The following is a 24,572-nucleotide window of genomic DNA, read 5'->3' on the forward strand; positions in this document are numbered from 1 at the left end:
AATCAGCCGGATACCCCCGTACGGCCTGGGCATTCAGAGCACGTTCCGCGCCGCCCGCCGGTCAGCCGGTGAGGAAGGCCGTCAGGGCGTTCGCCAGCAGGTGCGGGTCGTCGGCGCCGCACAGCTCCCGGGCGGAGTGCATCGACAGGATCGCCACCCCGATGTCCACGGTGGTGATGCCGTGCCGGGCGGCGGTGATGGGGCCGATGGTGGTGCCGCAGGGCATGGCGTTGTTGGAGACGAAGGACTGCCAGGGCACCCCGGCCCGCTCGCAGGCCGCCGCGAAGATCGCGCGGCCGGTGCCGTCGGTGGCGTAGCGCTGGTTGACGTTGACCTTGAGGATCGGACCGCGGTTGGGCATCGGGTGGTGCCCCGGGTCGTGGCGCTCGGCGTAGTTGGGGTGCACGGCGTGGCCGGTGTCCGAGGACATGCACACGGTGTCGGCGTACGCCCGCGCGCGGTCCTCCGGGGTGCCGCCGCGCGTCAGGACCGAGCGTTCCAGCACGGTGCCCAGCAGCGGGCCCTCGGCGCCGGTGTCGGACTGGCTGCCGTTCTCCTCGTGGTCGAAGGCGGCCAGCACCGGGACGTACGGCAGGGCGCCGCCCGTCTCCCGGTCGTGTGCCGCGGCGGCCGTCAGCGCCGCCGTACCGGCGTGGACGGACAGCAGGTTGTCCATGCGCGGCCCGGCGAGCAGCTCGCGGTCGCGGCCGAGGTAGGCGGGCGGTTCGACGGGGTGGACCATCAGGTCCCAGCCGGTGACGTCCGCGGCGTCCGCTCCGGCCTCGGCGGCGAGGAAGTCGATCAGCTCGCCCTCGCGCGGCTCGCCCAGGCCCCACACGGGGGTCATGTGGCGCTGCCGGTCCAGCTTCAGGCCGCTGTTGGCCTCCCGGTCCAGGTGGATGGCGAGCTGCGGGACGCGCAGCAGCGGGCGGTCCACGTTCACCAGGCGGGTGGTGCCGTCGCGCAGGACCAGCCGGCCGGCCAGGCCCAGGTCGCGGTCGAGCCAGGTGTTGAGCAGGGTGCCGCCGTAGATCTCGACGGCCACCTGGCGCCAGCCGGACGAGCCGGTGTCCGGGACGGGCTTGACCCGCAGGGTCGGGGAGTCGGTGTGCGCGCCGACGATCCGGAAGGGGGTGGCGGGGGAGGAGCCCCCGGGCACGTACCAGGCGATGATCGCGCCGCCGCGCAGCACGTACCTCCCGCCGGTCCCGCCGTCCCAGGCGTCGCTCTCGGCGAGCCGCCGGAAACCGGCCTTCTCCAGCCGCTCGGCGGCGGTCGCCACCGCGTGGTACGGGGTGGGCGAGGCCGTCAGGAAGGACACCAGGTCGTCGGTGTGTCCACGGTCGAAGCGGCGGGAAGTGCTCATGGGCCACAGCATACGAACGGGGCCGTGCGGACGCGCAGGGGACCGGGACCCGGGCGGGGCGGGCCGGACATGGGTGCGGGGCGTCGTTCCCCCCTGACCTGGGAACGACGCCCCGCACCGCCGGGTGCCTCCCCCGGCGGGGGCGGCACCCGGAGACCGGTCCGGCCGGCCCGCGCGGCGGGCCGGCGGCTCAGTGGCTCAGAAGGCGGACTCGTCCAGCTCCATCACCGACAGGTCGGTGGCCTCGGTGATCTGCCGCTGGACCGCGACGCCCGGCAGGACGTTCGCCGCGAAGAACTTCGCCGCGGCGATCTTGCCCGTGTAGAACGCCTTGTCCCTGGCGGAGGCGTCCGGCAGCTTGTCGGCGGCCACGGCGGCGCCCTTGAGCAGCAGGTAGCCGACGACGACGTCACCGGAGGCCATCAGCAGCCCGGTGGTGTTCAGGCCGACCTTGTAGATGGACTTCACGTCCTTCTCGGTGGCGGCCAGGTCGGTCAGCATGGTGCCGACGATGGCCTCCAGGTCGCCCGCGGCCCTGGCGAGCCGGTCGCGGGCGTCGGCGAGCTCCTCGCCGCCGGCGGCCTCCGCCAGGAACTTCTTGATCTCCTCGGACAGGGCGGTCAGCGCCTGGCCCTGGTCGCGGACGATCTTGCGGAAGAAGTAGTCCTGGCCCTGGATCGCCGTGGTGCCCTCGTAGAGGGTGTCGATCTTGGCGTCCCGGATGTACTGCTCGATCGGGTACTCCTGCAGGTAGCCGGAGCCGCCGAAGGTCTGCAGGGACTGGGCGAGCTGCTCGTAGGACTTCTCCGAGCCGTAGCCCTTGACGATCGGCAGCAGCAGGTCGTTGAGGCGCTTGGCTTCGGTGGCGTCCTCGCCGTTCGCCTCCTTGACCTGCACCGCGTCCTGGACGGCTGCGGTGTAGAGCACCAGGGAGCGCATGCCCTCGGCGTACGCCTTCTGCAGCATCAGCGAGCGGCGCACGTCGGGGTGGTGGGTGATGGTGACGCGCGGGGCGGTCTTGTCCGTGGACCGGGTCAGGTCGGCGCCCTGGACGCGCTCCTTCGCGTACTCCAGCGCGTTGAGGTAGCCGGTGGAGAGGGTGGCGATGGCCTTCGTGCCGACCATCATCCGCGCGAACTCGATGATCTTGAACATCTGGCGGATGCCGTCGTGCTTCTCGCCCATCAGCCAGCCCTTGGCGGGGGCGTTGGCGCCGAAGGTCAGCTCGCAGGTGTTGGAGGCCTTCAGGCCCATCTTGTGCTCGACGTTGGTGGCGTGGACGCCGTTGCGCCCGCCGAGCTCACCGGTGGACCAGTCGAAGTCGTACTTCGGCACGATGAACAGCGACAGGCCCTTGGTGCCCGGGCCGTGGCCCTCGGGGCGGGCGAGGACGAAGTGCACGATGTTCTCGGACATGTCGTGCTCGCCCGAGGTGATGAAGCGCTTGACGCCCTCGATGTGCCAGCTGCCGTCGTCCTGCCGGACCGCCTTCGTACGGCCGGCGCCGACGTCGGAGCCGGCGTCGGGCTCGGTGAGCACCATGGTGGAGCCCCACTGCCGGTCCACCATCAGCTGCGCTATCTTCCGCTGCTCCTCGGTGCCCTCCTCGTGCAGGACACCGGCGAAGGCCGGCCCGGACGCGTACATCCACACCGCCGGGTTGGCGCCGAGGATGGTCTCGGCGAAGGCCCACAGCAGGGAGCGCGGGGCGTTGGTGCCGCCGATGCCCTCCGGGATGCCCAGCCGCCACCACTCGGCGTCCATGTATGCCTGGTAGCTCTTCCTGAAGGTGGCCGGGACCGGCGCGGTGCCGGTCTCCGGGTCGAACACCGGCGGGTTGCGGTCGGCGTCCTCGAAGGAGGCGGCCAGCTCGTTCTCGGCCAGCCGCGCGACCTCGGACAGCACGCTCCTGGCGGTCTCGACGTCCATCTCCGCGAACGGGCCGGTGCCGTACACCGTGTCACGGCCGAGGACCTCGAAGAGGTTGAACTCGAGGTCGCGGAGATTCGACTTGTAGTGCCCCATGGCGACGGCTCCGTAGTGGGATAGACAGGGAGGAGGGGAGTCCTCTTCACAGACGCGTACCGATAAGTAGCTCCCATCATGCTACCCGCCGGTAATAAGAATCAACCCCATACCTCCCGACTGTGACCCAACTCCCCGTGCGGCTCGTCCCCCGGACCGTACCGGGCCGCCGCGCCGCTGTCCGGGCAGATCGCGAAGCCGGGGCCGGAAGCCGCCGGTACGGGCATGGGGCGGCCGGGGAGTCAGTACTCTTGCGTCCATGTACGGCTACGACCAGACCGGGAACGCGGGCCGGCACGCCGGTCATCCGGGCCACGGCGGCCACCCGGGGCACTCCGGGCACTCTGGCCACGGCGCGCACGGTGCGCACGCCGGACAGCAGCAGCACTACGCCCAGCAGCAGCCGCCCTACGGCGAGCAGCCGCTCTACCCCGAGCCGTCGCCGCCCTCGCTGGCCGAGGCGGTGAAGGCCTTCACCACGGGCGTGCTGACCCCGGAGGACTTCCAGGCGGTCTTCGCCACCTCCAAGGTGTACTGCCCGCGCGGTGACACCCCCGGCTTTCTGGCGCTGCACAGCACCCAGCAGCCGGTGATCCCGATGTTCACCACGCTCAAGGAACTGCGCGCGTACGCGGGCAAGGAGTCCAAGTACTTCGTCATCACCGGCGCGGAGGTGCTCGACCTGCTGCCGTCCGGCTACGGCTTCGTGCTGGACATGGAGGGCGAGCACCGGATCGTCTTCGACGCCAAGGCGGTGGAGGAGATGGTCGACTTCGCGATGCGCCGGATGTACGGCTGACGCCGGGCGCGACCGGCCGCGCGGCCGGAGCGGGGCACTGGTCTTCGGCGGGGCACTGGCCTTCGGTTGAACATTGAAATATCCTGGGTGTCCCAAGACCTCCCGAGGAGATCCCGATGCCCGCGATCACTGCCGAGAACCCGCTCGCGCTGCCGCGTGTCACAGTTCCCGTGGGCGCCCGGCCACGCCGCGTCCTGCAGCTGGTCACGGCACCCTCCGGTTTCGAGGGGGAGGGCTTCCCGGTACGGCGGGCGTTCGCCGCGATCGACCACAGGTATCTGGACCCGTTCATCATGATGGACCAGATGGGCGAGGTGGACTACGGGGCCGGCGAGCCCAAGGGGACCCCCTGGCATCCGCACCGCGGCTTCGAGACCGTCACGTACATCATCGACGGCACCTTCATCCACCGGGACTCGCACGGTGGCGGCGGCACCATCACCGACGGCGACACCCAGTGGATGACCGCGGGCTCCGGCCTCCTGCACATCGAGACCCCGCCCGAGGAACTGGTCATGTCCGGCGGCCTCTTCCACGGCCTGCAGCTGTGGGTCAACCTGCCGGCCAAGGACAAGATGACCGACCCCCGCTACCAGGACATCCGCGGCGGCAGCGTCAAGCTGCTGGCGTCCAGTGACGGCGGTGCGCTCCTGCGGGTCATCGCGGGTGAGATGAACGGTCACGAAGGGCCGGGCGTCACGCACACACCGATAACGATGATCCATGCCTCGGTCAGTCCCGGTGCGGAGGTCACGCTGCCCTGGCGACCGGACTTCAACGCCCTCGCGTACGGCCTCGCGGGCCAGGGATTCGCCGGCGGGGAGCGGCAGCCCTTCGGCACGGGGCAGTCGGTCGTCTTCGGCGACGGCGACGCGCTCACCGTCCGGGCCGCCGGGAACCAGGACTCCCGTAGCGCGAACTTCGAGGTGGTCCTGCTCGGCGGTCTGCCGATCCGTGAGCCGGTGGCACACTACGGGCCGTTCGTGATGAACAGCCACGCCGAGCTGGCCCAGGCGTTCGACGACTTCAAGGCGGGACGGCTGGGGAAGATTCCGGCCGATCTCCTCTGACGGCGGTCCCGCGCGAGGCCGTCGGTCACGTCTGCCGCGGTACGGGCTTGGGCAGCAGCGCGATCAGGGCGGTACCGGCCAGCAGGAAGACCACGCCGATTCGGAAGGCGAGCGAGTAACCCGAGGCGAGCGCCTCCTCGGCACCGGCCGGCCCCGGGAGCGAGGAGATCCGGTCGGCCGCCGCCGTGACGAGGACCGTCAAGCCGAGCGCACCGCCCAGCTGGCTGGAGGTGTTGAGCAGTCCGGAGACGACTCCCTGGTCGGCGGCCGGCACTCCGGAGGTGGCCGCCGTGGTGATCGGCGTCATCAGCAGCCCCGCGCCGGTCATCATCAGGATGCCCGGTCCCAGGATCGTGCCGACGAAAGTGCCATGCGCGGTGAGCGTACTCTGCCAGGCCATGCCGACGGCCGCCAACAGGCCGCCGGCCGCGCCGATCAGCCGTCCGTCCACGTGGCTCATCAGCCGGGGCGCCAGCTTGGAGCCCACGATGACGGCGACGGTGTGCGGAAGGAAGCAGAGGCCGGTGCGTACGGGACTGTAGTGAAGCACGTTCTGCATGTACAGGGAAAGGAAGTACCAGACGCAGAAGGTCGCCGCGCCGATGGCGAGCAGGACCGTGTTCGCGGTGGACACCGAGCGGATGAGGAAGAGGCGCGGCGGGATGAGGGGCTCGGCGGCACGCGACTGGAGTCGGCCGAAGAGCACGAGACCGGCCAGGGCCGCGGCGATCGGCAGCGTCGAGCGACCGGAGCCCCAGCCGTGCGACTCGCTCGCCGCGATGCCGTACGCCAGCGCGGCGACACCAACGGTGACCAGCAGGGCGCCGAACACGTCGAGCCGCCGGGAGAGACCGCCGCGGTTCGTGGGGAGACAGAGCACGGCGCCCACCAGCAGCACCGCTCCGACCGGCACGTTGACCAGCAGTACCCAGCGCCAGGAGAGGAAGTCGGTGAGCACCCCGCCGACCAGGCCGCCCGCGGCTCCGCCGCCGGCGCCGACCGCGGTCCAGGTGCCGATGGCCCGGGTGCGTCTGACGCCCTCGGGAAACGAGGTGGTGATGATCGACAACGTGGCCGGCGCGAGCACTGCGGCGCCGAGACCCTGTACGGCGCGGGCGGTCACCAGCATCCAGGGACCCTGGGCGAGGCCGCCGACGAGACTGGCCGCCGTGAACAGGCCGAGGCCGAAAAGGAAGGTCCTCTCGCGGCCGAAGAGATCGGCGATCCTGCCGCCCAGCAGCAGGAAACCGGCGAAGGTGAGGGTGTAGGCGTTGACCACCCACTGCAGTCCGGTCTCGCCGAGCCCCAGATCGGAGCGTATGGACGGCAGTGCCACATTGACCACGGAGATGTCGAGCACGATGAGGAACTGTCCACCGCACACCACGGTGAGCACCGCCCAGGCCGGGACTGCCCGCCCGGTCCTGTTCCGGACCGTGTGCTCCCGTGCTTTCGTTAAGCGACTCATCCGTTCTCTTCCTGTGTGATCGGCTGCGGGGCGTCACGATTCCGGCCGGTGGCCCCGTGGCGGACGGTTCTCCGCACCGGTGTGTGGCGGGCGTGGATCGGACCGGTGGGGTGTCGGGGCAGGCGCAGTCCGCAGGCGCGTGTCCGGCCGACGGCGGGGTGGCGACTGGTGGCCGGGCTCTGGGACGCGCGGGCCGGTAGGAGTATTGAACACCATGGCAACGAACGAGTCCCCTGTATTAATCTCCGCTGGAGATGGCCTGCTGGAGCCGGGCAGCCAGCACTTACGGATCGCCGAAGCAGTACACGGGGTACACGCAGTTCGTGCTCGGAGGAACGAGTGCGGGGGAGGCGGGCCGGACGGTCGTGACGGAGTACCGGCCGGTCCTCGGTGCCTCGCCGGATCCCCCCACGACCTGGTGGAGGGAGACGGCCGTGGAGCCGTCTCCGCCTCGGAGCACATCGAGTGGTGCCTCGGCGGTCACCCGATCTGGGAGTGATGCGATGGGTGAGTCCGCACCTGCCTCGATACCTGCCTCGATACCGCTGACCGTCTCCGGTGCGGGAAGCGAGGACGGGATCGTCGCCGACGAGAAGAGGAACAAGAGGGGGGCGGGGGTTTCCGCCGGCCTCGACGACGAGCGTCCCGGGCCGGGGGCCGCCGCCGATCGAGGGCAGACCGCTCTGGAGCTGAGCGGGGTCACCAAACACTTCCCACTGAGACGCCGTGTCACCGTGGCACTCGACGGCGTGGATCTCACCGTCGGGAAGGGCGAGTTCGTGAGTCTGCTCGGACCGTCCGGCTGCGGGAAGTCCACCGTGCTGCGGCTGCTCGCCGGTCTTGAGGAGCCCACCGCGGGCCAGGTCCGGGTGGATGGCCGCCCGCCTGCCGCGCTGGTCGGGGAGCACCGGCTCAGCGTCGCCTTCCAGCAGCACGCGTTGCTGCCCTGGGCGAGCGTGGCCGAGAACATCGCACTGCCCTTCAGGGTCGCAGGCCGACCGGTCGACCGCGCCAGAATCGCCGAACTTCTCCGGCTGACCGGACTGACGGACTTCGCCGAGGCGCGTCCCCGCCAGTTGTCGGGAGGCATGTGCCAGCGGGCCGCCGTCGCCCGGGCGCTCGCGCTCGACCCCGAAGTGTTGCTTCTGGACGAACCGTTCGGCTCGCTGGACGCGGTGACGCGGCGCCGCCTCAACTTCGAGCTGGCCCGCATCTGGACGGAGCGGCGCATCACCACCCTCCTGGTGACCCATGACGTGGCGGAGGCGGTGCTGCTCGCCGACCGCGTGGTGGTCCTGACCGGCCGGCCGGGCCGGGTGCGGCACGTGGAAGAGGTCGGCCTGAGCCGTCCGCGCAGCGGCCGGCTGACGCGGGAAGCGGCGTTCCACGACATCGTCGACAGGCTCACGGCACTGCTGGACGGCGACCTCGAGAGCGGCGCCTTCCCCGAGGAGGACGGCGACACGCGGTCGGGCCGGCGTCTGCTGCCAAGGCGTGCGCGATGAGGCCGGGACGGACCGGCGGGGTGCGCGACGCCCTGCCGGTGGCGGCGGGCGCCGTACTGGCGGTCGCCCTGATGGAGGCCGTCGGACGGCTGGAGGTGTTCGGCGGCAGCTGGCCGCCGCTCAGCCGTGTGCTGGACCTCCTGTGGGTCCCCGCCACCCGCGAACTGCTCGTGAGGTCGCTGGGCACCACCGCCGGCGAGGCCGGGATCGGGCTGCTGGCGGGGACACTGGCAGCGGTCGCCGTCGCGGTGCTCGGTGTGCTGCTGCCCGTGCTCAGGGCGGGTCTGGACCGGCTGGCCGCCGTCGTCAACGCCATTCCGCTGATCGCACTCGGCCCTCTGCTGATCGCCGGCGTGGGCCGCGAGGACAGCCCTGCCGTGGTCGCGGCGCTGGCGGTCGGGTTCGTCATGTTCGTCTCCATGACGTCCGGGCTCGACGCGGCGAGCGGAGCGCACCACGACGTGCTGGCGGCGCTCGGCGCGTCACGGACCACCACACTGCTGCGGCTGCGGCTGCCCGCCTCGGTGCCGATGGCACTCGACGGCCTCACCCAGGCGGCCCCGGCGGCCGTTCTCGGTGCCATCGTGGGCGAGTGGCTCGGCGCGCCGCGCGGGCTGGGCACGCTCCTGGTCAGCACGATGCAGAACCACCAGACACTGCTGTTGTGGGCGGCCGGCATGGCCGCCGCGCTGCTGGCCATGGCCTCCTACGCGGTGGTGTGCGCCCTGCGCTCCCAGCTCGTCTGGAGGTTCCAGTGAGTACCTCCGGCACGCCGCTCCGGCGCCTGACGGCGGCACTGGGGGCGGTGCTCAGCAGGTACTGGACAGTGCTGGCGCTGGTGCTCGCCTGGGAGACATGGGTCCGTGTCCGGAACCTCAACGAGATCGTGGTGCCCGCGCCGTACTCGGTGGTGAGCGACGTCGTCGGCAATCCCTCCGCCTATACGGACGCTCTCGCGCACACGCTGCTGAACTCGGTCGTCGGGCTGAGTCTCGGTATGGGGCTCGGGGTGTGCTGCGCCGTCGCCGTCTGGTCCTCGCGGCTGCTGGAGGGCCTGTTGACGCCTCTGATGCTGATCATGCGGTCGGTCCCCGTCGTGGCGATGATCCCGGTGATCGCCTTCGTGACCGGGTACGGCGCCGCCGCGGTGACCACGGTCACCACCCTGGTCTCGTTCTTTCCCACCTTCGTGATGGTCCTGTCGGGACTGCGATCGGCGCCGGCTGCCATGACCGACATGTTCGCCGTCCTCGGCGCCTCCCGCCCGATGGTGCTGCGCAGACTGCTGCTGCCGCACGCGGTCCCCCGACTCCTTGTCGCCCTGCGGCTCACGGCCCCCACGGCGGTGCTCGCCGCGATGCTGGCGGAGTACCTGCTCGGCCGGGACGGTCTGGGCACTCTCTTCGCCGAGGCGACGATCTTCATGGCGCCGCAGCGCGCCTGGGGCGGCGCACTGATCGCCACCGTGGTCTCCGTCGCCTCCTTCGTGGCCGCCCGTGGTGTCGAGCAGCGCTACTCCGTCCTGTTCCGTTGACCTCTCCGGGCCGGTGGTCTGTCCCGCACCGTCCCGCCCCGTGCCGTTGTTCTCCCCACCTCACACGAGAAAGCCGTACCTCATGCCTGCAGACCGTATTTCCCGGCAGAACGAGTCCGCGCCCGCCTGGTCCCGCAGGCGCTTACTGAAGGTGGCCGGCGCCGCGGGGGGCGTGGCCCTCGGGGGTGGCCTGCTCGCCGGATGCGGCGACGACGGCGGTGCCCGGGCGTCATCGTCGGCCGACAGGGTCCGCGTGGCGCTCGGCTGGCTCAACGACATCGAGTTCGCCGGTTTCTGGAACGCGGACGCAGCCGGTTACTACGCGGAGGAAAACCTCAGCGTCGAATTCCAGGAGGGCGGGCCGAACGCCCCGGACACCACCATCCTGCTGGCCAACGGCCAGGCTGACATCGGCGTGCACGCCAACATGCAGATATTGCTGCAGGCCATTGCCAAGGGCAACGACTTCAGGATGGTGGGGGCCGCCCTCCAGACGAACCCGGGTGGGCTGCTCTCTCTGGCGTCCGACCCGGTACGGGAGCCCCGGGACCTGACAGGGGCCAGGATCCTGGGCCAGGTCGGGGCCAAACCGCAGATCAACGCGATCTTCGACCTGGCGGGGCTGAAGAAGGACTACGAGTTCGTCCCCGCCGGTTCCAGCGTCGATCCGCTCCTGGAGAAGAAGGGCAAGGTCCTCACCTGCTATATGACAAGTGAGCCGATCACCCTGAGGGTCAAGCACGGGATGAAGCCCGGCAAGGACTTCGTCACCGTCACCTACGAATCGCTGGGACTGCCCGCCTACGCGACCATCGTGTACTGCGGGCGGAAGTTCCTGAGGCAGCGGGGGAACGTCATGGAGCGGTTCATGCGCGCCACCCTTCGGGGCTGGCAGGACAACTTCGAGGACCCCGAGCACGCGGCACGCCTGGTGGTCGGGAAGTACGGTGCCGATCTCGGCCTGGACCTCACGGAGCAGACGCGCGGGAACGAGGTCCAGATCTCGTTCATGGAGAACGATCTGACACGCAGGAAGGGCCTGTTCCGCATGGACGCCGGGCGGCTGGGCGGACCCATGTACGCCGGGCTCCGTGCCGCGGGCGTCAAGGATCTGCCGGAGGCGGACGAGGTCGTCGACAACAGCGTTCTCGACGCCGTCTACCGGGGGCGTACCCGCGTGTGACGATGCCCGTCGTCCACGGGAGGCGGGAACACGGGTGCTCGTCCCGCTCCCCGTCCCCCGCCCCGCCCCGCGGGGCGGGGCGGGGCGGGGCGGCCGTCCGGGCGTCAGCGACCGTCCAGGGCCGCTCGCAGCTCGTCCTCGACCTGCTCGGGGGACGGCTGGGGATCGCCGAGCGCACGGTAGAGGACCTGGAGCGTGCGCTCGTAGTAGTGGTGGTCCAGGGGAACGCCCGCCTCGAGCCTGGCGTACGCCATCTGGTACATGACCGGCATGAACCGGCGCACCTGCTGTGCGCGCTCGGTGGTGGCCGGCCAGCGTTCGCAGATCAGGTGCCAGTTGTCCTCGTAGGTCTTCAGGGCCGCGATGTCGTCGGAGGTCGGCGTCGTCAGGCTGTCGACACCGGGGATCCGGTGCAGGGCGATGGCGACCTGAGGCTGGTGCACCACCCGGTAACCGTGCCCGTGCGCCAGCTTCAGGAAGAAGTCCCAGTCCTCCTCGACGGACAGCGCGGTGTCGAAGAACGCCCCGGCGGACCGGGGGGAACGGCACACCACGGCCGACGGCGCGAAGTGGTTGGTGACGTCCAGGAGCCCGCGGTCGAAGGGGAAGTCGAGCCGGACGAAGACCTCGGCGTCGTCGATCGTCGTGCCGGTGACCCGTGTCCGCGCGATGTTGATGTTGACGTAGACGAGGTCGGCCCCGTCCCGCAGCAGGGGGAGGGTGCCGGCCAGGTGCTGCGGGCTGAAGACGTCGTCGTCGTCGAGGAAGGCGACGAACTCGCCCCGGGCGACCTCCAGTCCGCGGTTGCGCGCCGCCGAAGGGCCGCTCTGGGAAGGCTGGTCGATGAGCTGCACGTTCATGTACCGGCCCGCTTCCTCGACCACGTCGTCGACGGGGGAACCATGGTCGTTGACGACGATGACCTCGAGCTGCCGACTGTCGAAGTCCAGGGTCCGCACGCTCTGCAGCGCGACGGCCAGCCGTTCCGGGCGGTTGTGGGTGGGAATGATGACACTGACCAGCACGGGGGTTCCTCTCAGGACTTCGGGGCGGTGGCGGAAGAGTTCTGTGGACGAACTGCGGTCGGTCCCGGTGTGTCCGGAGAACAGCGCCGTCGGCCGAACTCGGGAGCGCCGGCCGTCGGCGGGCGGCACCGGTCGGCGGACGGTCCCGGCGAACCACTCGCGAGGTCCTGCGGGACGGCGCGGCTCTTCCCGTGCCGGGATCACCTCGGAACGCGTCCCGAAGACAGGCCGCGGCGGACGACCGACCGGGTATGTGGCGGGGGTTGAGTCTATAGCTTCGGTGCTCCCTCCGCCTCCGCATCGGCCCCGGCGGCACGGGCCTGATCCGCCGGCTGCGGGTCGGCCGACCGGTGCAGGATGCCCGTGAGGCAACCGAGTGCGCCGGCCGCCCGGACGTACTCGCCGACATCCACCACCCGGGTCCGGACACCGGCTGCCTCCAGCCGCCGGCGGGTGCGCGGGCATCCGTCCGGCATGAGGACCCGCCCGGGAGCGAGCGTGACGAGATTGAGACTGCGGGAGCGCACCACCTCGTCGTCGGGCTCGAACTCGATCAGCTCGTAGTCCCGGGCGCGCAGGGCGGCCCGCACTTCCTCCCCCACGGTGGCCGAGTGCAGGACCGCCTGTCGCGGGCCGACCGGAACCAGCGAGCCGAGCAGGTGCTGCACCCCGGGGCCGAGCGGTACGGGGAGCACCGTCACGCCCTGTTCGCCCAGTACCTGCCGCAGCGCGAGAACCCCGGCCGCGTTCGTACGGAACCCCGAGCCGACCAGCACCGTTTCGTCGTCGATCCACAGTGCGTCGGCTCCCTCGAACGAGGCCGTCCCCCGGACGGTGTGCAGGATCGGGATGCCGAGCCGGGCCAGTGCGAGCGCCGCGTGGCGCTCCTCCCCGGCCCGCTGCGCCGACGCGGTCCGCCCCAGCACCACTCCCTCGGGAGTGGCCAGGAACAGGTCGCGCAGGAACACCACGTTGGGCGGGGCGTCCGGCGGTGGGTGGGACACATGGACCGTGACGCCCTCCGCCCGGAACACCTCGGCCACCGCGTCCGTCTGGGCCCGCAGTCGTCCGAGGTCGACCCGGTCCGTCATCAGGTGCCCGCGGGCGTCGCTCACCGCTTCGAGGCTGTCGGGCGGCCGGGCGAGGAGTACGGCCCGCAGGGGATCGGTCTCCGAGCGGTAGCCGCAGCGTGTCCAGATCCGGCCCGCGGCGATCTCCGCGGCGTGGCTGCCGGACCGTGGCACCCAGCCGGGCCCGCCCAGGGTGCTGGGCCGGTCCGGCCGAGGGGAGGACGTGGTGTCCATGTCCGGGAGCCGCTCAGACCGAGTAGCCGAGAGAGCGGAGCTGGCCGCGCATCTCGTCGGTGACCATGGTCTGCTCGGGCTCCCGCAGGGCGGTGCGGTAGTCGTCGAGCATGGCCAGGAGGTCGGCGCCGTCGTCGTCCGGGGCCGGCCGGGGCACGCCGTCGGCATCGAACCGTTCGACGCGCACGTCGTCGCACGGTGTGGCGCGCCGGAGCGCGTCGGAGTAGCGCCGGACCATCCGTACCACCCTGCGGTCTCCCAGGTAGGCGGCGTGCCCGACCAGGAAGTGCGGCAGCGGCCCCGGGGGCCGGCCACTGAGCTGCCGCTCCTGGAAGGCGATGAAGTCGTTCAGCTCGACGTTGTAGGACTCGGCGAGGGCGGGCGCGTCCCCGTCGAGGAGTTCCTCGCCGCGTGCCACGGAGGCAAGGGAACGTCCGTCGAAGCCCCTCGTCGCGGGGACGGGGACGCCGGCCAGCTCCAGCACGGTGGGCGCGATGTCGACCGTACGGATGCGCCGTTCGTGGATGCCCGGCCGGACCCCGTCCCCGACGATGATCAGCGGGACCCGCAGCACGCCCTCGGACATGGAGTTGAAGTGCCCGTTGGTCTGCTCGTCGAACTCCTCGCCGTGGTCGGCGAACAGGACCAGCAGCATCCGCCTGCCGGTGGCGGCGACCCGTTCCGTGAGCCGCTCCAGGAAGGTGCTCAGACGCGTGGCGAGGAAGTGCTCCACGCCGTCGAGGTACAGCTGGAAGAGCCGGTCGTAGGCGCCCTGTTGGTGCAGATACGTGACGACACGCTTGTACCGCATCAGCAGGTCCGCGTCCTCGGGGTCACGGTACGTCTCCACCAGGCGGTCGACGAAGGGCAGCTCGTCCGGGAGCCCGGCCTCCAGTTCGGCCACCTTCGCCCGGTAGACGTCGCCTCCCAGTGTCAGGTTGTGGAATCCGTACGGGACATGAACACCGCCGAAGTGGGCGAGTGCGACGGTGCGGTCCGCCGATGCCACGGCCTCGACAAAGGCGTCGTCATCCTCCGTGAGATATGTGTCGATGTCCCGGGTGAAGCCGAGTTCTTTACCGAGAATGATGGGGAAATCAACCTTCATCACCGTACGGCGGCCGTCGCGCCGGCCGTAGGTGAATACCGAAGGCGCCCTCAGGGAGCCGTTGTAGAATTCGTGCAGGCCGTTGTGGAGCGGGTACTGGCCGGTGAATATCGCACCGTGCGAGGCCGCGGTGTAGGGCGCGGCGCTGATCATGTTCGGGAAGTACGCCCCCTGGGAGGCCAGTGTGTCCAGCACCGTGGTGCGCACCGGGCGGATGTTCCGGTAGGTGTGCGGCCACAGCGGCTTCGGGTGCGCGGACATCGCGTCGCTGCGCAGTGTGTCGACGGACACGAGGACGACGTGGTCGTAGTGGCTCGGCTCATGCACGGGGTGCACCTCCAGCGGGGCCTTCGGCGGACTGCGACGGGCGGGGAGATCGTGTTCGACTGGGGAACGCCCCCGGTTGAAGGGCGTGTGAAGGGCCGTGTCGCGGCGGGCCGGCCGGAGCCGTCAGTCCCCGGCCGGACTCTCCGCACCGCCCTTCTCCGTTTGCGCGGGATAGATCTCCGGGTCGTCCAGGGGCAGCTTCAGCCAGGAGAGCATCTGCCGGAGCTGGTCGTACGCGGCGAGCCGCGCCTCGTCGGTGCCGGCGCTCTCGGCCCGGGCGACGGGCTCCCAGAGCCGCCGGACCATCACCGGGCCGATCTCGAGCAGGCCGCCGCTGCCGCCGGTGGCCCACCGCGCCAGGACGTACCGGGCGATGGCCCCGACGGGGATGTCCAGGTTGCGGGACATGCCGCGCACGGTGTGCAGCGGGTCGAGCAGGCCGTAGGCCACGACGTCCGACTTGAAGTTGGCGTGCGGGTCGTCCTGCGGCCAGGTGCCCCGCCAGCGGCGCAGGCACACCACGTCCTGACCGTCCTCACTGGTCCATGTATCCGTCCCGGAGGATTCACTCGCCATCCGGATCTCCCTTCCGGATTCCGACAGGTCGGGGTGAGTATTGCTGTGGACACACGGCCGCGCAACGTTCCCGTTTCCGGAGCGACCGGAGGTCCGTCCCGCCGGGAAAGTGCGAGTGACTCGCATTCGGCCCGCCGCGCTGGTCCCGAACCGACCCATGGCCGGTTTTCACCCGGCTGTTCGGCTTTCTGTCCTATCCTTCGAGTAACGGCATGCGAACGACCGCTCGGTCCTGAGTGACACGAGGATGGTGTCCGCCGCACGAGCCTGGCGCGGCAGCGGGAGTAGGGAAGGCCTGCAGTATGGCGCACGGTGTTCGTTTCGTCCTGCTGGGAGAGTTTCGGTCCTGCCGAGGTGACACCGAGGCCTCCGTGGGTCCACCGCAGCAGCAAGCCGTACTCGCCACACTGCTCCTGTACCAGGGGCGCGCGGTGTCCATGACCACGCTCATCAGGGCGCTGTGGGGGGAGAGACCTCCGGCCCGGGCCGTGACGACCGTGCGGACCTACGTCTGGCAGTTGCGCAGGCTGCTGGAGCCCGGCCGCGCGGAACCGCGGATTCTCGTGTCGGTGGGGGACGGTTACCGGACGAAGGTATCCGAGACGGCCCTGGACACCTGGCACGCCGAGTCGTTGTTCCGTGCGGCGACGCAGGCCCGTGCCTCCGGGCACCGGGAGAAGGCGGCCGGTCTGCTGGAGCAGGCCCTGCGGCTGTGGCGCGGCGACCCGTTGGCCGGTGTGCCGGGCCCCTTCGCACAGCGGCAGCGCGCGAGGCTGGAGGAACTGCGGATCGCCATCCAGGAGGAGTGGTTCGACCTCGCGCTGGTCAGGGGGCAGCATGGCGCGGCCATCCCCGCCCTGATCGAGTTGGCGGCCTCTCACCCCCTGCACGAGGGCCCGCACGCACTGCTGATGCGGGCGCTGTACGCGGCCGGGAGGAAAGCGGACGCCCTGGCCGTGTTCAGCGATTTCAGGAACAGGCTCGTGGCGGAACAGGGCATCGACCCCGGAGCCGACCTGCTGATGTTGCAGCGCAGGATCCTGGAGAGCGGTCCGGGGCGGCCGGCGGGGGATCCGCCCCCCGGGCGGCGCACCGGGTGGAGGCCCGGCACGCGTCCGGGCCGTCCGCGGGAGGGGAGCCGCCCCGCGGTGCCGGTCCCGGCACAGCTGCCGCCCGGCCTGCCGGACTTCACCGGGCGGTCGTCCGACGTCGCCGAGCTGTACGACCTGCTCACCGCGCCGCGCGGTGGAGCGGCGCTCTCGGTGGCGATCAACGGCATGGGCGGTATCGGCAAAACCGCCCTGGCGCTCCACGTCGCGCACCGTGTACGTCACGCCTACCCGGACGGGCAGCTGTTCGCGGACCTGCGCGGTGACGGCGACACCCCCGCCGATCCCGGTGCGGTGCTGGCCGGCTTCCTCGCCGCGCTTGGCGTTCCGGCCGGGGAAGTCCCCGACACGCCCGGCGAACGCGGCAAGCTGTTCCGGTCCGTGCTTTCCGGTCGGCGGGTGCTCCTGGTGCTGGACAACGTGCGCGACACGGCCCAGGTAAGGGACCTGCTGCCCGGAACGGACGGGTGCGGTGTCATCGTGACCAGCCGGTCCCTCCTGTCCGGGGCTCCTGTGGTCTACCAGTTCGGCCTGAGGCCCTTCTCCTCCGAAGAGGCGCTCGAGCTGCTCGGCACGGTGATCGGGCGGCGGCGCCTCGCGGCGGAACGGGAACAGGCCCAGGAGCTCGTCGAGGTCTGCGCTTTCCTGCCGCTGGCCGTCCGGATCGCCGCCGGCCGGCTGTCCGCCCGGCCCCTGTGGTCGATCGCCGTGCTCCTGGCCCGTCTCCGCGACGAGGAGCACAGGATCGCCGAGCTGCGCGTCGGGGAGGTCTCCGTCGGTGCCGTGCTCGGGACGGGCTACCGGCGGCTCACGCCCGAGCAGGCACGGGCCTTCCACCTGCTGGCGGTGGCGCGGCTGCCCGAGGTCGGGGTGCCGGCGGCCGCCGCGCTGCTGGCGCTGGACGAGGGCGCGGCGGAGGAACTGCTGGAGTCGCTGGTCGACGCGGCCATGCTGGAGTCGCCCGGTCCCGGGCGTTACCGCCACCACGACCTGCTCGGCGTCTTCGCCCGGCAGCGGGAGCAGGACGACGGCACGGACGGCGAGGTGATCCGGCTCCCCGGCCCGCTGCCCGCCCCGGATCCGCGCTTCCCCGACGTGTACGCGGCACAGCGCCGGAACGTCGAGGAACCCGGCAAGGTCCCGCACCCCGCGCGGCCGGCCGACGTCCGGCGCGCCGGGCCGAGTTGCTGTGTCTCGCCGTGGACCTGCTCATCGCCGTTGGCCCGTTTCACGGGGACGTGCGCGAGGGGAAGCCTGGTTCGCGACGGCTGCCCGCGTACCGCCACGGAGGGCCGGGCAGGCCGGTGACCCTGTCGCCGGCCGGGCGCGGCGGTCGCGGAGCACACGGCGGAGCACGCGGCGCGGTCACGCACCGGGCGTGCGGATCAGGCCGTTCCCGTTCGTTCCGCCTCCTGTCGAACCGGCCGCGCCGACACCTCACCGGGCCGGGGGATCCGACCGGCGGCCACCGCGACGGCGGCCGCCGCCAGACAGCCCCACAGCAGCAGGATCCCCGGCGTGGCAGTGTGCACCGACCCCGCGATGGCAACGGCCGCCAAGGGGCCGAAACTGGCTGCCGTCGCGCCGAGCTGGTACGTCACCGCAAGGGCCGAGTACCGGTGCTCGGGCGGGAACATGTCGATCAGGAACGCCGAGATGGCGCCGTAGACCGCGGCGTGCCCGATTCCCATGGCCAGCAGGAAGGTCAGAACGATCAGGGTCTGGTCGCCCGAGAGCAGCCATTGCGGCGCCACCAGGCTCACCAGCGCGCACACCGTGTACCCGAAGAGGAGAACGGGACGGCGCCCCAGGAGGTCGGACAGCAGACCGGCGACCGGCAGGAGCACCGCCTCCGCCAGCGCACCGATCAGCAGCCCGTTCAGCACTTTCGCGCCCTGCCCGTCATGCGGCCCCGAGGAGGCGAAGGACAGCAGGTAGACCGAGTAGATGCTGACTATCATGGCCAGTCCGAGAGAGGCGAACGCACCGCGCAGAACGGGCGCCCAGCCCTGCTGGAACACACCGGTCAACGGCACCCTGCTCCGCCCTCCCGTCTCCCGGACGTGCACGAACTCCGGCGACTCCGTCACCCCGAGCCGGACGAACACGCCCACGAACACCAGGACGATGGAGGCGAGGAACGGCAGCCGCCAGCCCCAGGTCATGAGCTGGTCCTCCGGCAGCTGGGAGACCAACCGGAACACCACGGCGCTTCCGAACAGTCCGAGGGGGAAGCCGCTCGCGGGGAAACTGGCGAACAGACCGCGGCGGTTGAGGGGCGCGTGCTCGCCGCTCATGAGCACGCCCCCGCCCCACTCGCCGCCGAGACCGATGCCCTGCAGCACCCGCAGGAGCACCAGGAGGATCGGGGCCAGGACACCTGCCTGTTCGTACGTCGGCAGCACGCCCACGAGGAAGGTGGCCGTACCCATGATGATCAGGGTGAGGACCAGCATGGACTTGCGGCCGATCCGGTCCCCGAAGTGCCCGAAGATGACGCCGCCCAGAGGCCGGGCGACGAATCCGGCGGCATATGTGGCGAAGGAGGCGAGTACGCCCGCGGTGGGTGACTGGTTGGGGAAGAAGAGCGGCCCGAGAACCAGAGCCGAAGCCGTCGAGTAGAGGTAGAAGTCGTACCACTCGATGGCGCTGCCGATGGTGCTTCCCACCAGGACTCTGCGGGACACCGTACGGTCGGCACGCGTGGGTCCCGTCTCCGCGACTTCAACGCTTTCGGCGACCTTCAACTCCGGCTCCGGGGGTTCGCGTCTTCAACCACAGTGCATCCTTTCCGTCGTCCTCCGGCGACCGGTCGGCCGCGGTGCGAAGAGACCTGGTGGGGCGGGTGCGCGCGGCTCCTGGCCGGTCCTCGCCGGCCGTCCTCCGCGGACCGGGTCACCGGGGCCGGGCACAGCTGACGCCGGAACCCGCACGCGCGTCACCGGCCCCGGCGCGGCCCCGCCGCACCGCGGTTCCGGGCATGCGGCGGAGGGAGTTCCCCACCCGGACGCGCCGTCCGGCGTTCGGCCGCGGTCAGGGCCGCGGGGTCACCGGGGACGACAGGGTCTGCCCGTTGTGCTCGTCCGGGTCGGACCGCAGGTCGTAGAGCTCCACCGTGTCCGTGCCGATCTCCCAGACCACCTTCGTCCGGCCGCCCTGGTCGTCGTCCTGCAGCCGTACCGCGGCCAGCGGAGCCAAGCCGGGGTACTCCCCGCCGGCCCGGCGCTCCTCCGGGTAGTAGGTCTCGCTGTACGCGGGTCGTGAGGTGCCCCCGCCCTCGGGGCGGAAGAACTCGGTGAGCGACAGACCGTCGAAGTCGTCCCCGGCCATGCCCAGCAGATCCAGCACGGTCGGTGCGATGTCCACCAGCCGCACCTGGCAATCGACTTCGACACCGGCCGGCAGTCCGGGGCCGCCGATGACGAGCGGCACGTGCTGGGTGGTGTCGAACAGCAGACAGCCGTGGCCCTCCTCGTAGGGGTGCCCGAGGGGGCCCGCGTGATCGTTGGGGTACCACCCCGCCAAGTCCTCGCCGTGATCGGAGAAGCACACGATCAGAGTGTCCGCCGGCGAGTGGCCCAGCTCCTCGATGCCCCGCAGCAGGACCTGGAGGTAGTGGTCGCTGTAGGCCACCTCGCCCTCATAGGGGTTGGCCGCCTCGGGGCAGAAGTCCTCAGGGGGCTCGTACGGCCAGTGGGCGTCGAAGAAGTGGGCGAAGAGGAAGAACGGCCCGTCCTGACGTCCCAGCCAGTCCAGGGCGCGCTCCACCACCAGGGGTGCTCGTTTCAGGGCCAGGCCGCGCTTCTTGACGTCCGGAGTCGTCAGCGGGTCGCTCCCGTCGGGCAGAAGCGGGATCTCGTCGTCGTAGTGGTCGAACCCGCGGTTCATTCCGTACCACTTGTTCAGTCCCGGACAGGAGACCACCGCCCCGGTGGCGTAACCGGCGGATTTCAGCCGCTCGGCCAGTGTGGTGGCCTGTGGGGCGAGCTGCTCGCGCAGGAGGTGGCGGATGCCGTGCCGGGCGGGCTGCAGCCCGGTGAAGACGCTCGCGTGGCTGCTGGGGGTGAACGGCGCCGACGAGATGGCCTGGCGGAAGGTTATGCCGTTGCGCCGGAGGGACTCTATGCCCGGCATCTTGCCCGAGTAGGCGACATCGGCTCGGACGGTGTCCAGGGAGACGAACAGAATGTTCCGCACTTGTTGCCCTTCCATCCGCTATTGATCGACCATTGATCGGATATTGACCGCCGGCTCATACCCTGTCGGATGGGGGTTCCGCTGTGCCCCGCCAGCCGACTTTTTCACTGTGAATCCGCAAGTGGAGGCCCGTTGTCGCCCGAGGGAGAAAGAAAAATTGACACACCGGAAGATCCGGTGCACCTGGTTCCGGTCGACTCCCTGTCCGTGGCGGACTGCCCCCGCCTCGAAGGAGAGGACCTGAAGCATGTTCAGGTCCTCATGGAGTCCGAAGAAGAACTGCCTCCCATCCTCGTCCACCGCCCCACCATGCGGGTGATAGACGGAATGCACCGGTTGCGGGTCGCCGTGCTGCGCGGTCGGCCGGAAATCGCCGTCCGGTTCTTCGACGGGTCGGAGTCGGACGCCTTCATCCTGGCGGTACAGAGCAATGCGAGGCACGGACTGCCGCTGACGCAGTCGGACCGTACCGCGGCGGCCACCCGCATAGTCAGGTCCCACCCGCACTGGTCGGATCGCGCCATCGCGCGGGTCAGCGGTCTGTCGCCGAAGACAGTAGCCGCCATCCGCCGGTGTTCGACCGGGGACATTCTTCCCTTGAACCATCGCGTCGGCCAGGACGGCCGGGTGCGCCCGATCAGCGCCGCGGCCGGCCGGGAGCGGGCCGGCCGGCTGATCGCCGCCAATCCCGGCATGCCGTTACGCCTCGTCGCCAAGGAGGCCCGGGTCTCCGTCGGCACCGCCCACGACGTGCGCGAGAGGCTGGCCTCGGGGCGTGACCCGGTGCCCGACCGGGAGCGGCGGCGGAGCGCCGACGCCCGGAAAGGCGGGCCCGCCAAGACGGACGAGCGGCAGCCGCCCTCCCCCGGCGAGCTGCGGGACCGGGCCCGGAACCCGGCGATCCTCGTGCAGCGGTTGCTCAGGGACCCGTCCCTGCGTTCCACGGAGACCGGCCGCACCCTGCTGAGGTTGCTCGACGCGCAGGCTCAAGTCGTGCAAAGGTGGGATCGGCTCGTCGATGGCGTCCCTCAGCACTGTTCCGAGATCATCGCTGATCTCGCGGGCGAGTATGCCAAGTTCTGGCACGAGTTCGCGACGCAATCGCACACTGTCGCATATGACGGTGACCGGCGGATCAGCGGCTGAAAGCGTAAGGAAAGCCAGCCGAACTAGGAGCGTCCCGTGGCACCCAAATCCCTTGCCCTGGAGCTGTACGCGAACGCCGATGAACTGGTCGACCATCACTTCATGACCCAGATGCGTGAGCAGGACGCGACGCCAGTCCCGACCGATCCGTCGAAGCCCCGCTTCACGCTGGTCGTCGGCCCGTCACCGTTCACCATGCCGCGTGGCTGGGAGTTCTTCCTCACCTCGCCCTACGAGGGCGCGAGCTACATCTCCACGGTGTTGTTCAACGCCGGCTACCCGGTGAAGATCGTCGACGTCCGCTACGCCCTCGATCCCCTGAAGACGGCGTACGACCAGATCATCGGGGAGACCGATGTGCTGGGCGTGTGCACGTTCGAGGACAACTTCCCCTTCTGCCGCGAACTGATGGCGAAGGTCCGGGCGTCGGCACCCGACATGCCCATCATCGCCGGTGGTTCACTGGCCACCTCCGTCCCGCACGTGTTCATGAAGCACACCGCGGCGGACATCGTCGTCGTCAGCGAGGGTGAGGTCACCATCCTCGAACTGATGGAGAGCTACACCGCCGGCAAGTGGACCCGCGACCTCCCCAACATCCGCGGCATCTGCTACCGCACCCCGGAGGGCGAGCCGAAGCGCACCCGGCCGAGGGGCCAGATGATGGACCTCGACGCGCTGCCGAGGATGCGGCTCGACCTGTGGCCGCAGTACCACAGCCCGATGGGCATGCAGCCGCAGGTGATCTCCTCCTACAGCCGCGGCTGCAAGATGGACTGCTCCTTCTGCTACCGAACGACGCCCCAGGTCAGGGCGAAGTCACAGGAGAAGATGGACAGGGACATGGACTGGCTCAAGAGCCGGTACGGGATCGACTTCTGCTTCTTCGTCGACCTGACGTTCAGTTCGCACCGCAAGCAGACCATCGAGATGTGCGATGTCATCAAGGACTACGACATCCGGTGGACGTGCCTCACCCGCTGCGCCGACATGGATGTTCCCAGGATCAACGCGATGCGGGACTCCGGCTGCGACATCATCCTCTACGGCGTGGAGTCGCTCGGCACCGAGGTGCTGCGCGAGGCGCGCAAGGGCAGCAGCGAGAACCTGACCGTGCGGGCGATGCGCACCACCTTCGACGCCGGGGTGCGGTTCGGCTCCCTGCTCATCGTGGGTCTTCCCAACGAGAGCGTGGAGTCGCTCAACCACATGGTCGAGTTCGCCGAGACCTACAACCACGTGACACGGGTGAAGTACCTCTCGGCCATGCCCGGCACCACCGTCTACAAGCAGGCCCTCGGTTCGGGACAGATCCGCTCCGAGATCGACCACCTCAACTGGCTGTCCGTGGAGCAGGCCCTGCACGAGGACGAGTTCCTCAACGTCAGCGGTCTGCCGGAGAGTGCCTGCCGGGACGCCTACAAGCGCATCTACGACTCCTACCAGCCCGGCCCGGTCATGGAGTTCCGCCACTACCCGGAACACTTCCAGTACTTCCACCCGCAGCCCTACGACGGCCAGGAGCGCTCCACCTCCTACGCCGGCCCGGGGTGGCGCAGCGAGTTCAGCTCCGCGGCGGGCCCGCTGGTTCCCGGCTCCGACCGGTTCACCCTCGACAAATGCGCGGCCCCGGAGGTCGCGGCGGCGGGCAGCAGTCTGATGGAGTGCGGCGCCAAGAGGATGGAGAAGCTGACCACCGTCGGTGAGGCATGACAGCTCCAGGAGCCGAGCACCCCGTCCTGATCGTGGGCACCGAGCGGTCCGGTTCGAACCTGCTGCGACTCATCCTGGAGTCGCACTCACGGATCACCGTTCCGCACCCGCCGCATTTCATGAGGTACCTCGCGCCACTCGCCGGGTCCTACGGGGATCTGACGCAGGAGCGGAACCGTGCGCGGGCCGTCGGCGACGCCCTCGGCCTGCTGCGCCGGCACATCCACCCGTGGCCCCACCCGATCCGCGCCGACCGGATCATCGCCGAGCCGGCCGGGCCGGGACTGTTCGGGATCGTCGCGGCGATCTACGAGCAGCACCGGGCCGCCACGGGCAAGGCGCGGTGGGGGTGCAAGAGCACGTTCATGGTCGCCCACGTCGCGGATGTGCTGCGGGTCTTCCCCGACGCCCGGTTCGTCTGGCTGGTCCGGGACCCGTGCGACGTCGCGTCGTCGGCGAAGCGCGCGGTCTTCGGGCCCAGCCACCCCTACCGGATGGCCCGGCTGTGGCGGGCGCAGCAGGAGAAGGCGCGGGCCGCGCTCGACTCCTGGGGCCCCGGCGTGGTGCACCTGCTGCGCTACGAGGACCTGGTGTCGCGTCCGGAGGAGGAGATCGGCAGACTCTGCGACTTCCTCGGGGAGAAGCCGGAGCCGGCCATGTTGCGGCACCACACGTCCGCCGCCGCGCGGCAGACGGCCGCTCTCGCCGACGCGTGGCGCAGGGCGGGGCAACCGGTCAGTACCGACCGGATCGGAGCCGGTCGGCAGGGCCTGAGCACCCGTGAGCGCCTGTGGGTGGACAAGGTGACCGGGCCGGTGAAGCAGTCGCTCGGCTATCCGGTCGACGCCCGGGCCGGCACCGTCCGCGATCCGAGGCCGTCGGCGGTGGCGCTGCGCTCGGTGTCGCTGCGCGCCCGGATCGAGTACCGCTCGATGCGGAAGGACGGCAATCACCGCGCCCGGCTCCGCCGGGACGTCTACGTCAGGTGGCTGCGGTTCAGAGCCTGGAAGAGAGGCGGGTTGCGCCCTCCCGTCCGCGGCCCGGCTCCGGCCGCGCGGCGCGGGTCGCTCTGAGGCCGGCCCCGCCCGCCTCCGCCGGGTCCTTCTCCCCTCGTCCC

General features: G+C 70.6%; 19 protein-coding genes. 10 read left to right on the forward strand and 9 right to left on the reverse strand.

Annotated elements, in window-relative coordinates; genetic code table 11:
* Positions 1 to 61 precede the first annotated feature (61 nt).
* Both CUT44_RS02750 and CUT44_RS02755 read right to left on the reverse strand, forming a co-directional pair.
* Positions 62 to 1,366: a M18 family aminopeptidase gene (locus tag CUT44_RS02750; RefSeq protein WP_100200535.1), complete on the reverse strand. Its 1,305-nt coding sequence runs from the start codon at positions 1,364 to 1,366 to the stop codon at positions 62 to 64.
* 198 nt (positions 1,367 to 1,564) lie between these two features.
* On the reverse strand, positions 1,565 to 3,391 hold the full coding sequence (locus CUT44_RS02755) for an acyl-CoA dehydrogenase (protein ID WP_100200498.1): 1,827 nt from the start codon (positions 3,389 to 3,391) through the stop codon (positions 1,565 to 1,567).
* A 259-nt stretch (positions 3,392 to 3,650) separates the two neighbouring features.
* Here CUT44_RS02755 and CUT44_RS02760 point away from each other — a divergent pair, with 259 nt between their 5' ends.
* Together CUT44_RS02760 and CUT44_RS02765 are read left to right on the forward strand one after the other, a co-directional pair.
* Positions 3,651 to 4,190 (forward strand): SseB family protein, encoded by a 540-nt coding sequence (locus tag CUT44_RS02760; protein ID WP_100200499.1) that lies wholly within the window; start codon positions 3,651 to 3,653, stop codon positions 4,188 to 4,190.
* Positions 4,191 to 4,306: 116 nt separating this feature from the next.
* Positions 4,307 to 5,260 (forward strand): pirin family protein, encoded by a 954-nt coding sequence (locus CUT44_RS02765; RefSeq protein WP_100200500.1) that lies wholly within the window; start codon positions 4,307 to 4,309, stop codon positions 5,258 to 5,260.
* 25 nt (positions 5,261 to 5,285) lie between these two features.
* On the opposite strand, the gene CUT44_RS02770 is transcribed toward CUT44_RS02765, so the two are convergent.
* Positions 5,286 to 6,728 (reverse strand): MFS transporter, encoded by a 1,443-nt coding sequence (locus CUT44_RS02770; RefSeq protein WP_100200501.1) that lies wholly within the window; start codon positions 6,726 to 6,728, stop codon positions 5,286 to 5,288.
* A 503-nt stretch (positions 6,729 to 7,231) separates the two neighbouring features.
* On the opposite strand from CUT44_RS02770, the gene CUT44_RS02780 reads away from it, so the two are divergent.
* The 4 genes from CUT44_RS02780 (at position 7,232) to CUT44_RS02795 (ending at position 10,950) form a co-directional block, all read left to right on the forward strand.
* Entirely contained in the window at positions 7,232 to 8,233 is a 1,002-nt protein-coding gene (locus CUT44_RS02780; RefSeq protein ID WP_100200503.1) for an ABC transporter ATP-binding protein, read from the forward strand.
* Complete coding sequence (locus tag CUT44_RS02785; RefSeq protein ID WP_100200504.1) at positions 8,230 to 8,991, forward strand: ABC transporter permease; 762 nt, start codon at positions 8,230 to 8,232, stop codon at positions 8,989 to 8,991. The genes CUT44_RS02780 and CUT44_RS02785 overlap by 4 nt, the downstream gene beginning before the upstream one ends.
* Positions 8,988 to 9,767, forward strand: coding sequence for an ABC transporter permease (locus CUT44_RS02790; RefSeq protein WP_100200505.1), 780 nt, complete (start codon positions 8,988 to 8,990; stop codon positions 9,765 to 9,767). Before CUT44_RS02785 ends, CUT44_RS02790 begins: the two co-directional genes overlap by 4 nt.
* 82 nt (positions 9,768 to 9,849) lie before the next feature.
* Entirely contained in the window at positions 9,850 to 10,950 is a 1,101-nt protein-coding gene (locus CUT44_RS02795; protein WP_100200506.1) for an ABC transporter substrate-binding protein, read from the forward strand.
* Positions 10,951 to 11,054: 104 nt separating this feature from the next.
* Here CUT44_RS02795 and CUT44_RS02800 read toward each other — a convergent pair whose 3' ends face one another.
* The 4 genes from CUT44_RS02800 to CUT44_RS02815 all read right to left on the reverse strand — a co-directional run bounded on the left by CUT44_RS02800 (position 11,055) and on the right by CUT44_RS02815 (position 15,290).
* Positions 11,055 to 11,975, reverse strand: a complete 921-nt coding sequence (locus tag CUT44_RS02800; protein ID WP_158239560.1) for a glycosyltransferase family 2 protein — start codon at positions 11,973 to 11,975, stop codon at positions 11,055 to 11,057.
* Positions 11,976 to 12,244: 269 nt separating this feature from the next.
* Positions 12,245 to 13,279, reverse strand: a complete 1,035-nt coding sequence (locus tag CUT44_RS02805) for a dimethylarginine dimethylaminohydrolase family protein (protein WP_100200508.1) — start codon at positions 13,277 to 13,279, stop codon at positions 12,245 to 12,247.
* Between the two features lie 13 nt (positions 13,280 to 13,292).
* Complete coding sequence (locus CUT44_RS02810) at positions 13,293 to 14,714, reverse strand: sulfatase-like hydrolase/transferase (protein ID WP_100200509.1); 1,422 nt, start codon at positions 14,712 to 14,714, stop codon at positions 13,293 to 13,295.
* A 123-nt stretch (positions 14,715 to 14,837) separates the two neighbouring features.
* Entirely contained in the window at positions 14,838 to 15,290 is a 453-nt protein-coding gene (locus tag CUT44_RS02815; RefSeq protein ID WP_100200510.1) for a DUF6027 family protein, read from the reverse strand.
* Positions 15,291 to 15,661: 371 nt separating this feature from the next.
* Here CUT44_RS02815 and CUT44_RS02820 point away from each other — a divergent pair, with 371 nt between their 5' ends.
* Positions 15,662 to 17,707: an AfsR/SARP family transcriptional regulator gene (locus tag CUT44_RS02820; protein ID WP_158239561.1), complete on the forward strand. Its 2,046-nt coding sequence runs from the start codon at positions 15,662 to 15,664 to the stop codon at positions 17,705 to 17,707.
* Positions 17,708 to 17,784: 77 nt separating this feature from the next.
* On the opposite strand, the gene CUT44_RS02825 is transcribed toward CUT44_RS02820, so the two are convergent.
* Both CUT44_RS02825 and CUT44_RS02830 read right to left on the reverse strand, forming a co-directional pair.
* Positions 17,785 to 19,068: an MFS transporter gene (locus tag CUT44_RS02825; RefSeq protein WP_233221180.1), complete on the reverse strand. Its 1,284-nt coding sequence runs from the start codon at positions 19,066 to 19,068 to the stop codon at positions 17,785 to 17,787.
* Between the two features lie 364 nt (positions 19,069 to 19,432).
* Positions 19,433 to 20,596 (reverse strand): sulfatase, encoded by a 1,164-nt coding sequence (locus tag CUT44_RS02830; protein ID WP_233221181.1) that lies wholly within the window; start codon positions 20,594 to 20,596, stop codon positions 19,433 to 19,435.
* Positions 20,597 to 20,728: 132 nt separating this feature from the next.
* Here CUT44_RS02830 and CUT44_RS02835 point away from each other — a divergent pair, with 132 nt between their 5' ends.
* Genes CUT44_RS02835 through CUT44_RS02845 form a run of 3 tightly spaced genes read left to right on the forward strand, consistent with a single transcriptional unit; the run spans position 20,729 to position 24,528 of the window.
* Entirely contained in the window at positions 20,729 to 21,742 is a 1,014-nt protein-coding gene (locus CUT44_RS02835) for a ParB/RepB/Spo0J family partition protein (RefSeq protein WP_233221182.1), read from the forward strand.
* A gap of 36 nt (positions 21,743 to 21,778) precedes the next feature.
* The gene (locus CUT44_RS02840) at positions 21,779 to 23,455 is read left to right on the forward strand and encodes a B12-binding domain-containing radical SAM protein (protein WP_100200515.1); all 1,677 of its coding nucleotides are present in this window, start codon (positions 21,779 to 21,781) and stop codon (positions 23,453 to 23,455) included.
* Complete coding sequence (locus tag CUT44_RS02845; protein ID WP_100200516.1) at positions 23,452 to 24,528, forward strand: sulfotransferase family protein; 1,077 nt, start codon at positions 23,452 to 23,454, stop codon at positions 24,526 to 24,528. Before CUT44_RS02840 ends, CUT44_RS02845 begins: the two co-directional genes overlap by 4 nt.
* Positions 24,529 to 24,572: the final 44 nt, after the last annotated feature.

The sequence above is a fragment of the Streptomyces carminius genome (assembly GCF_002794255.1).
Classification (GTDB): Bacteria; Actinomycetota; Actinomycetes; order Streptomycetales; family Streptomycetaceae; genus Streptomyces; species Streptomyces carminius.

What these genes read in the sequence shown, in the direction of transcription:
- CUT44_RS02770 (WP_100200501.1), bottom strand. Translation starts at nt 6,728, where the DNA reads ATGAGTCGCTTAACGAAAGCACGGGAGCACACGGTCCGGAACAGGACC.
- CUT44_RS02795 (WP_100200506.1), top strand. Translation starts at nt 9,850, where the DNA reads ATGCCTGCAGACCGTATTTCCCGGCAGAACGAGTCCGCGCCCGCCTGG.
- CUT44_RS02785 (WP_100200504.1), top strand. Translation starts at nt 8,230, where the DNA reads ATGAGGCCGGGACGGACCGGCGGGGTGCGCGACGCCCTGCCGGTGGCG.
- CUT44_RS02845 (WP_100200516.1), top strand. Translation starts at nt 23,452, where the DNA reads ATGACAGCTCCAGGAGCCGAGCACCCCGTCCTGATCGTGGGCACCGAG.
- CUT44_RS02765 (WP_100200500.1), top strand. Translation starts at nt 4,307, where the DNA reads ATGCCCGCGATCACTGCCGAGAACCCGCTCGCGCTGCCGCGTGTCACA.
- CUT44_RS02750 (WP_100200535.1), bottom strand. Translation starts at nt 1,366, where the DNA reads ATGAGCACTTCCCGCCGCTTCGACCGTGGACACACCGACGACCTGGTG.
- CUT44_RS02780 (WP_100200503.1), top strand. Translation starts at nt 7,232, where the DNA reads ATGGGTGAGTCCGCACCTGCCTCGATACCTGCCTCGATACCGCTGACC.
- CUT44_RS02805 (WP_100200508.1), bottom strand. Translation starts at nt 13,279, where the DNA reads ATGGACACCACGTCCTCCCCTCGGCCGGACCGGCCCAGCACCCTGGGC.
- CUT44_RS02755 (WP_100200498.1), bottom strand. Translation starts at nt 3,391, where the DNA reads ATGGGGCACTACAAGTCGAATCTCCGCGACCTCGAGTTCAACCTCTTC.
- CUT44_RS02815 (WP_100200510.1), bottom strand. Translation starts at nt 15,290, where the DNA reads ATGGCGAGTGAATCCTCCGGGACGGATACATGGACCAGTGAGGACGGT.
- CUT44_RS02760 (WP_100200499.1), top strand. Translation starts at nt 3,651, where the DNA reads ATGTACGGCTACGACCAGACCGGGAACGCGGGCCGGCACGCCGGTCAT.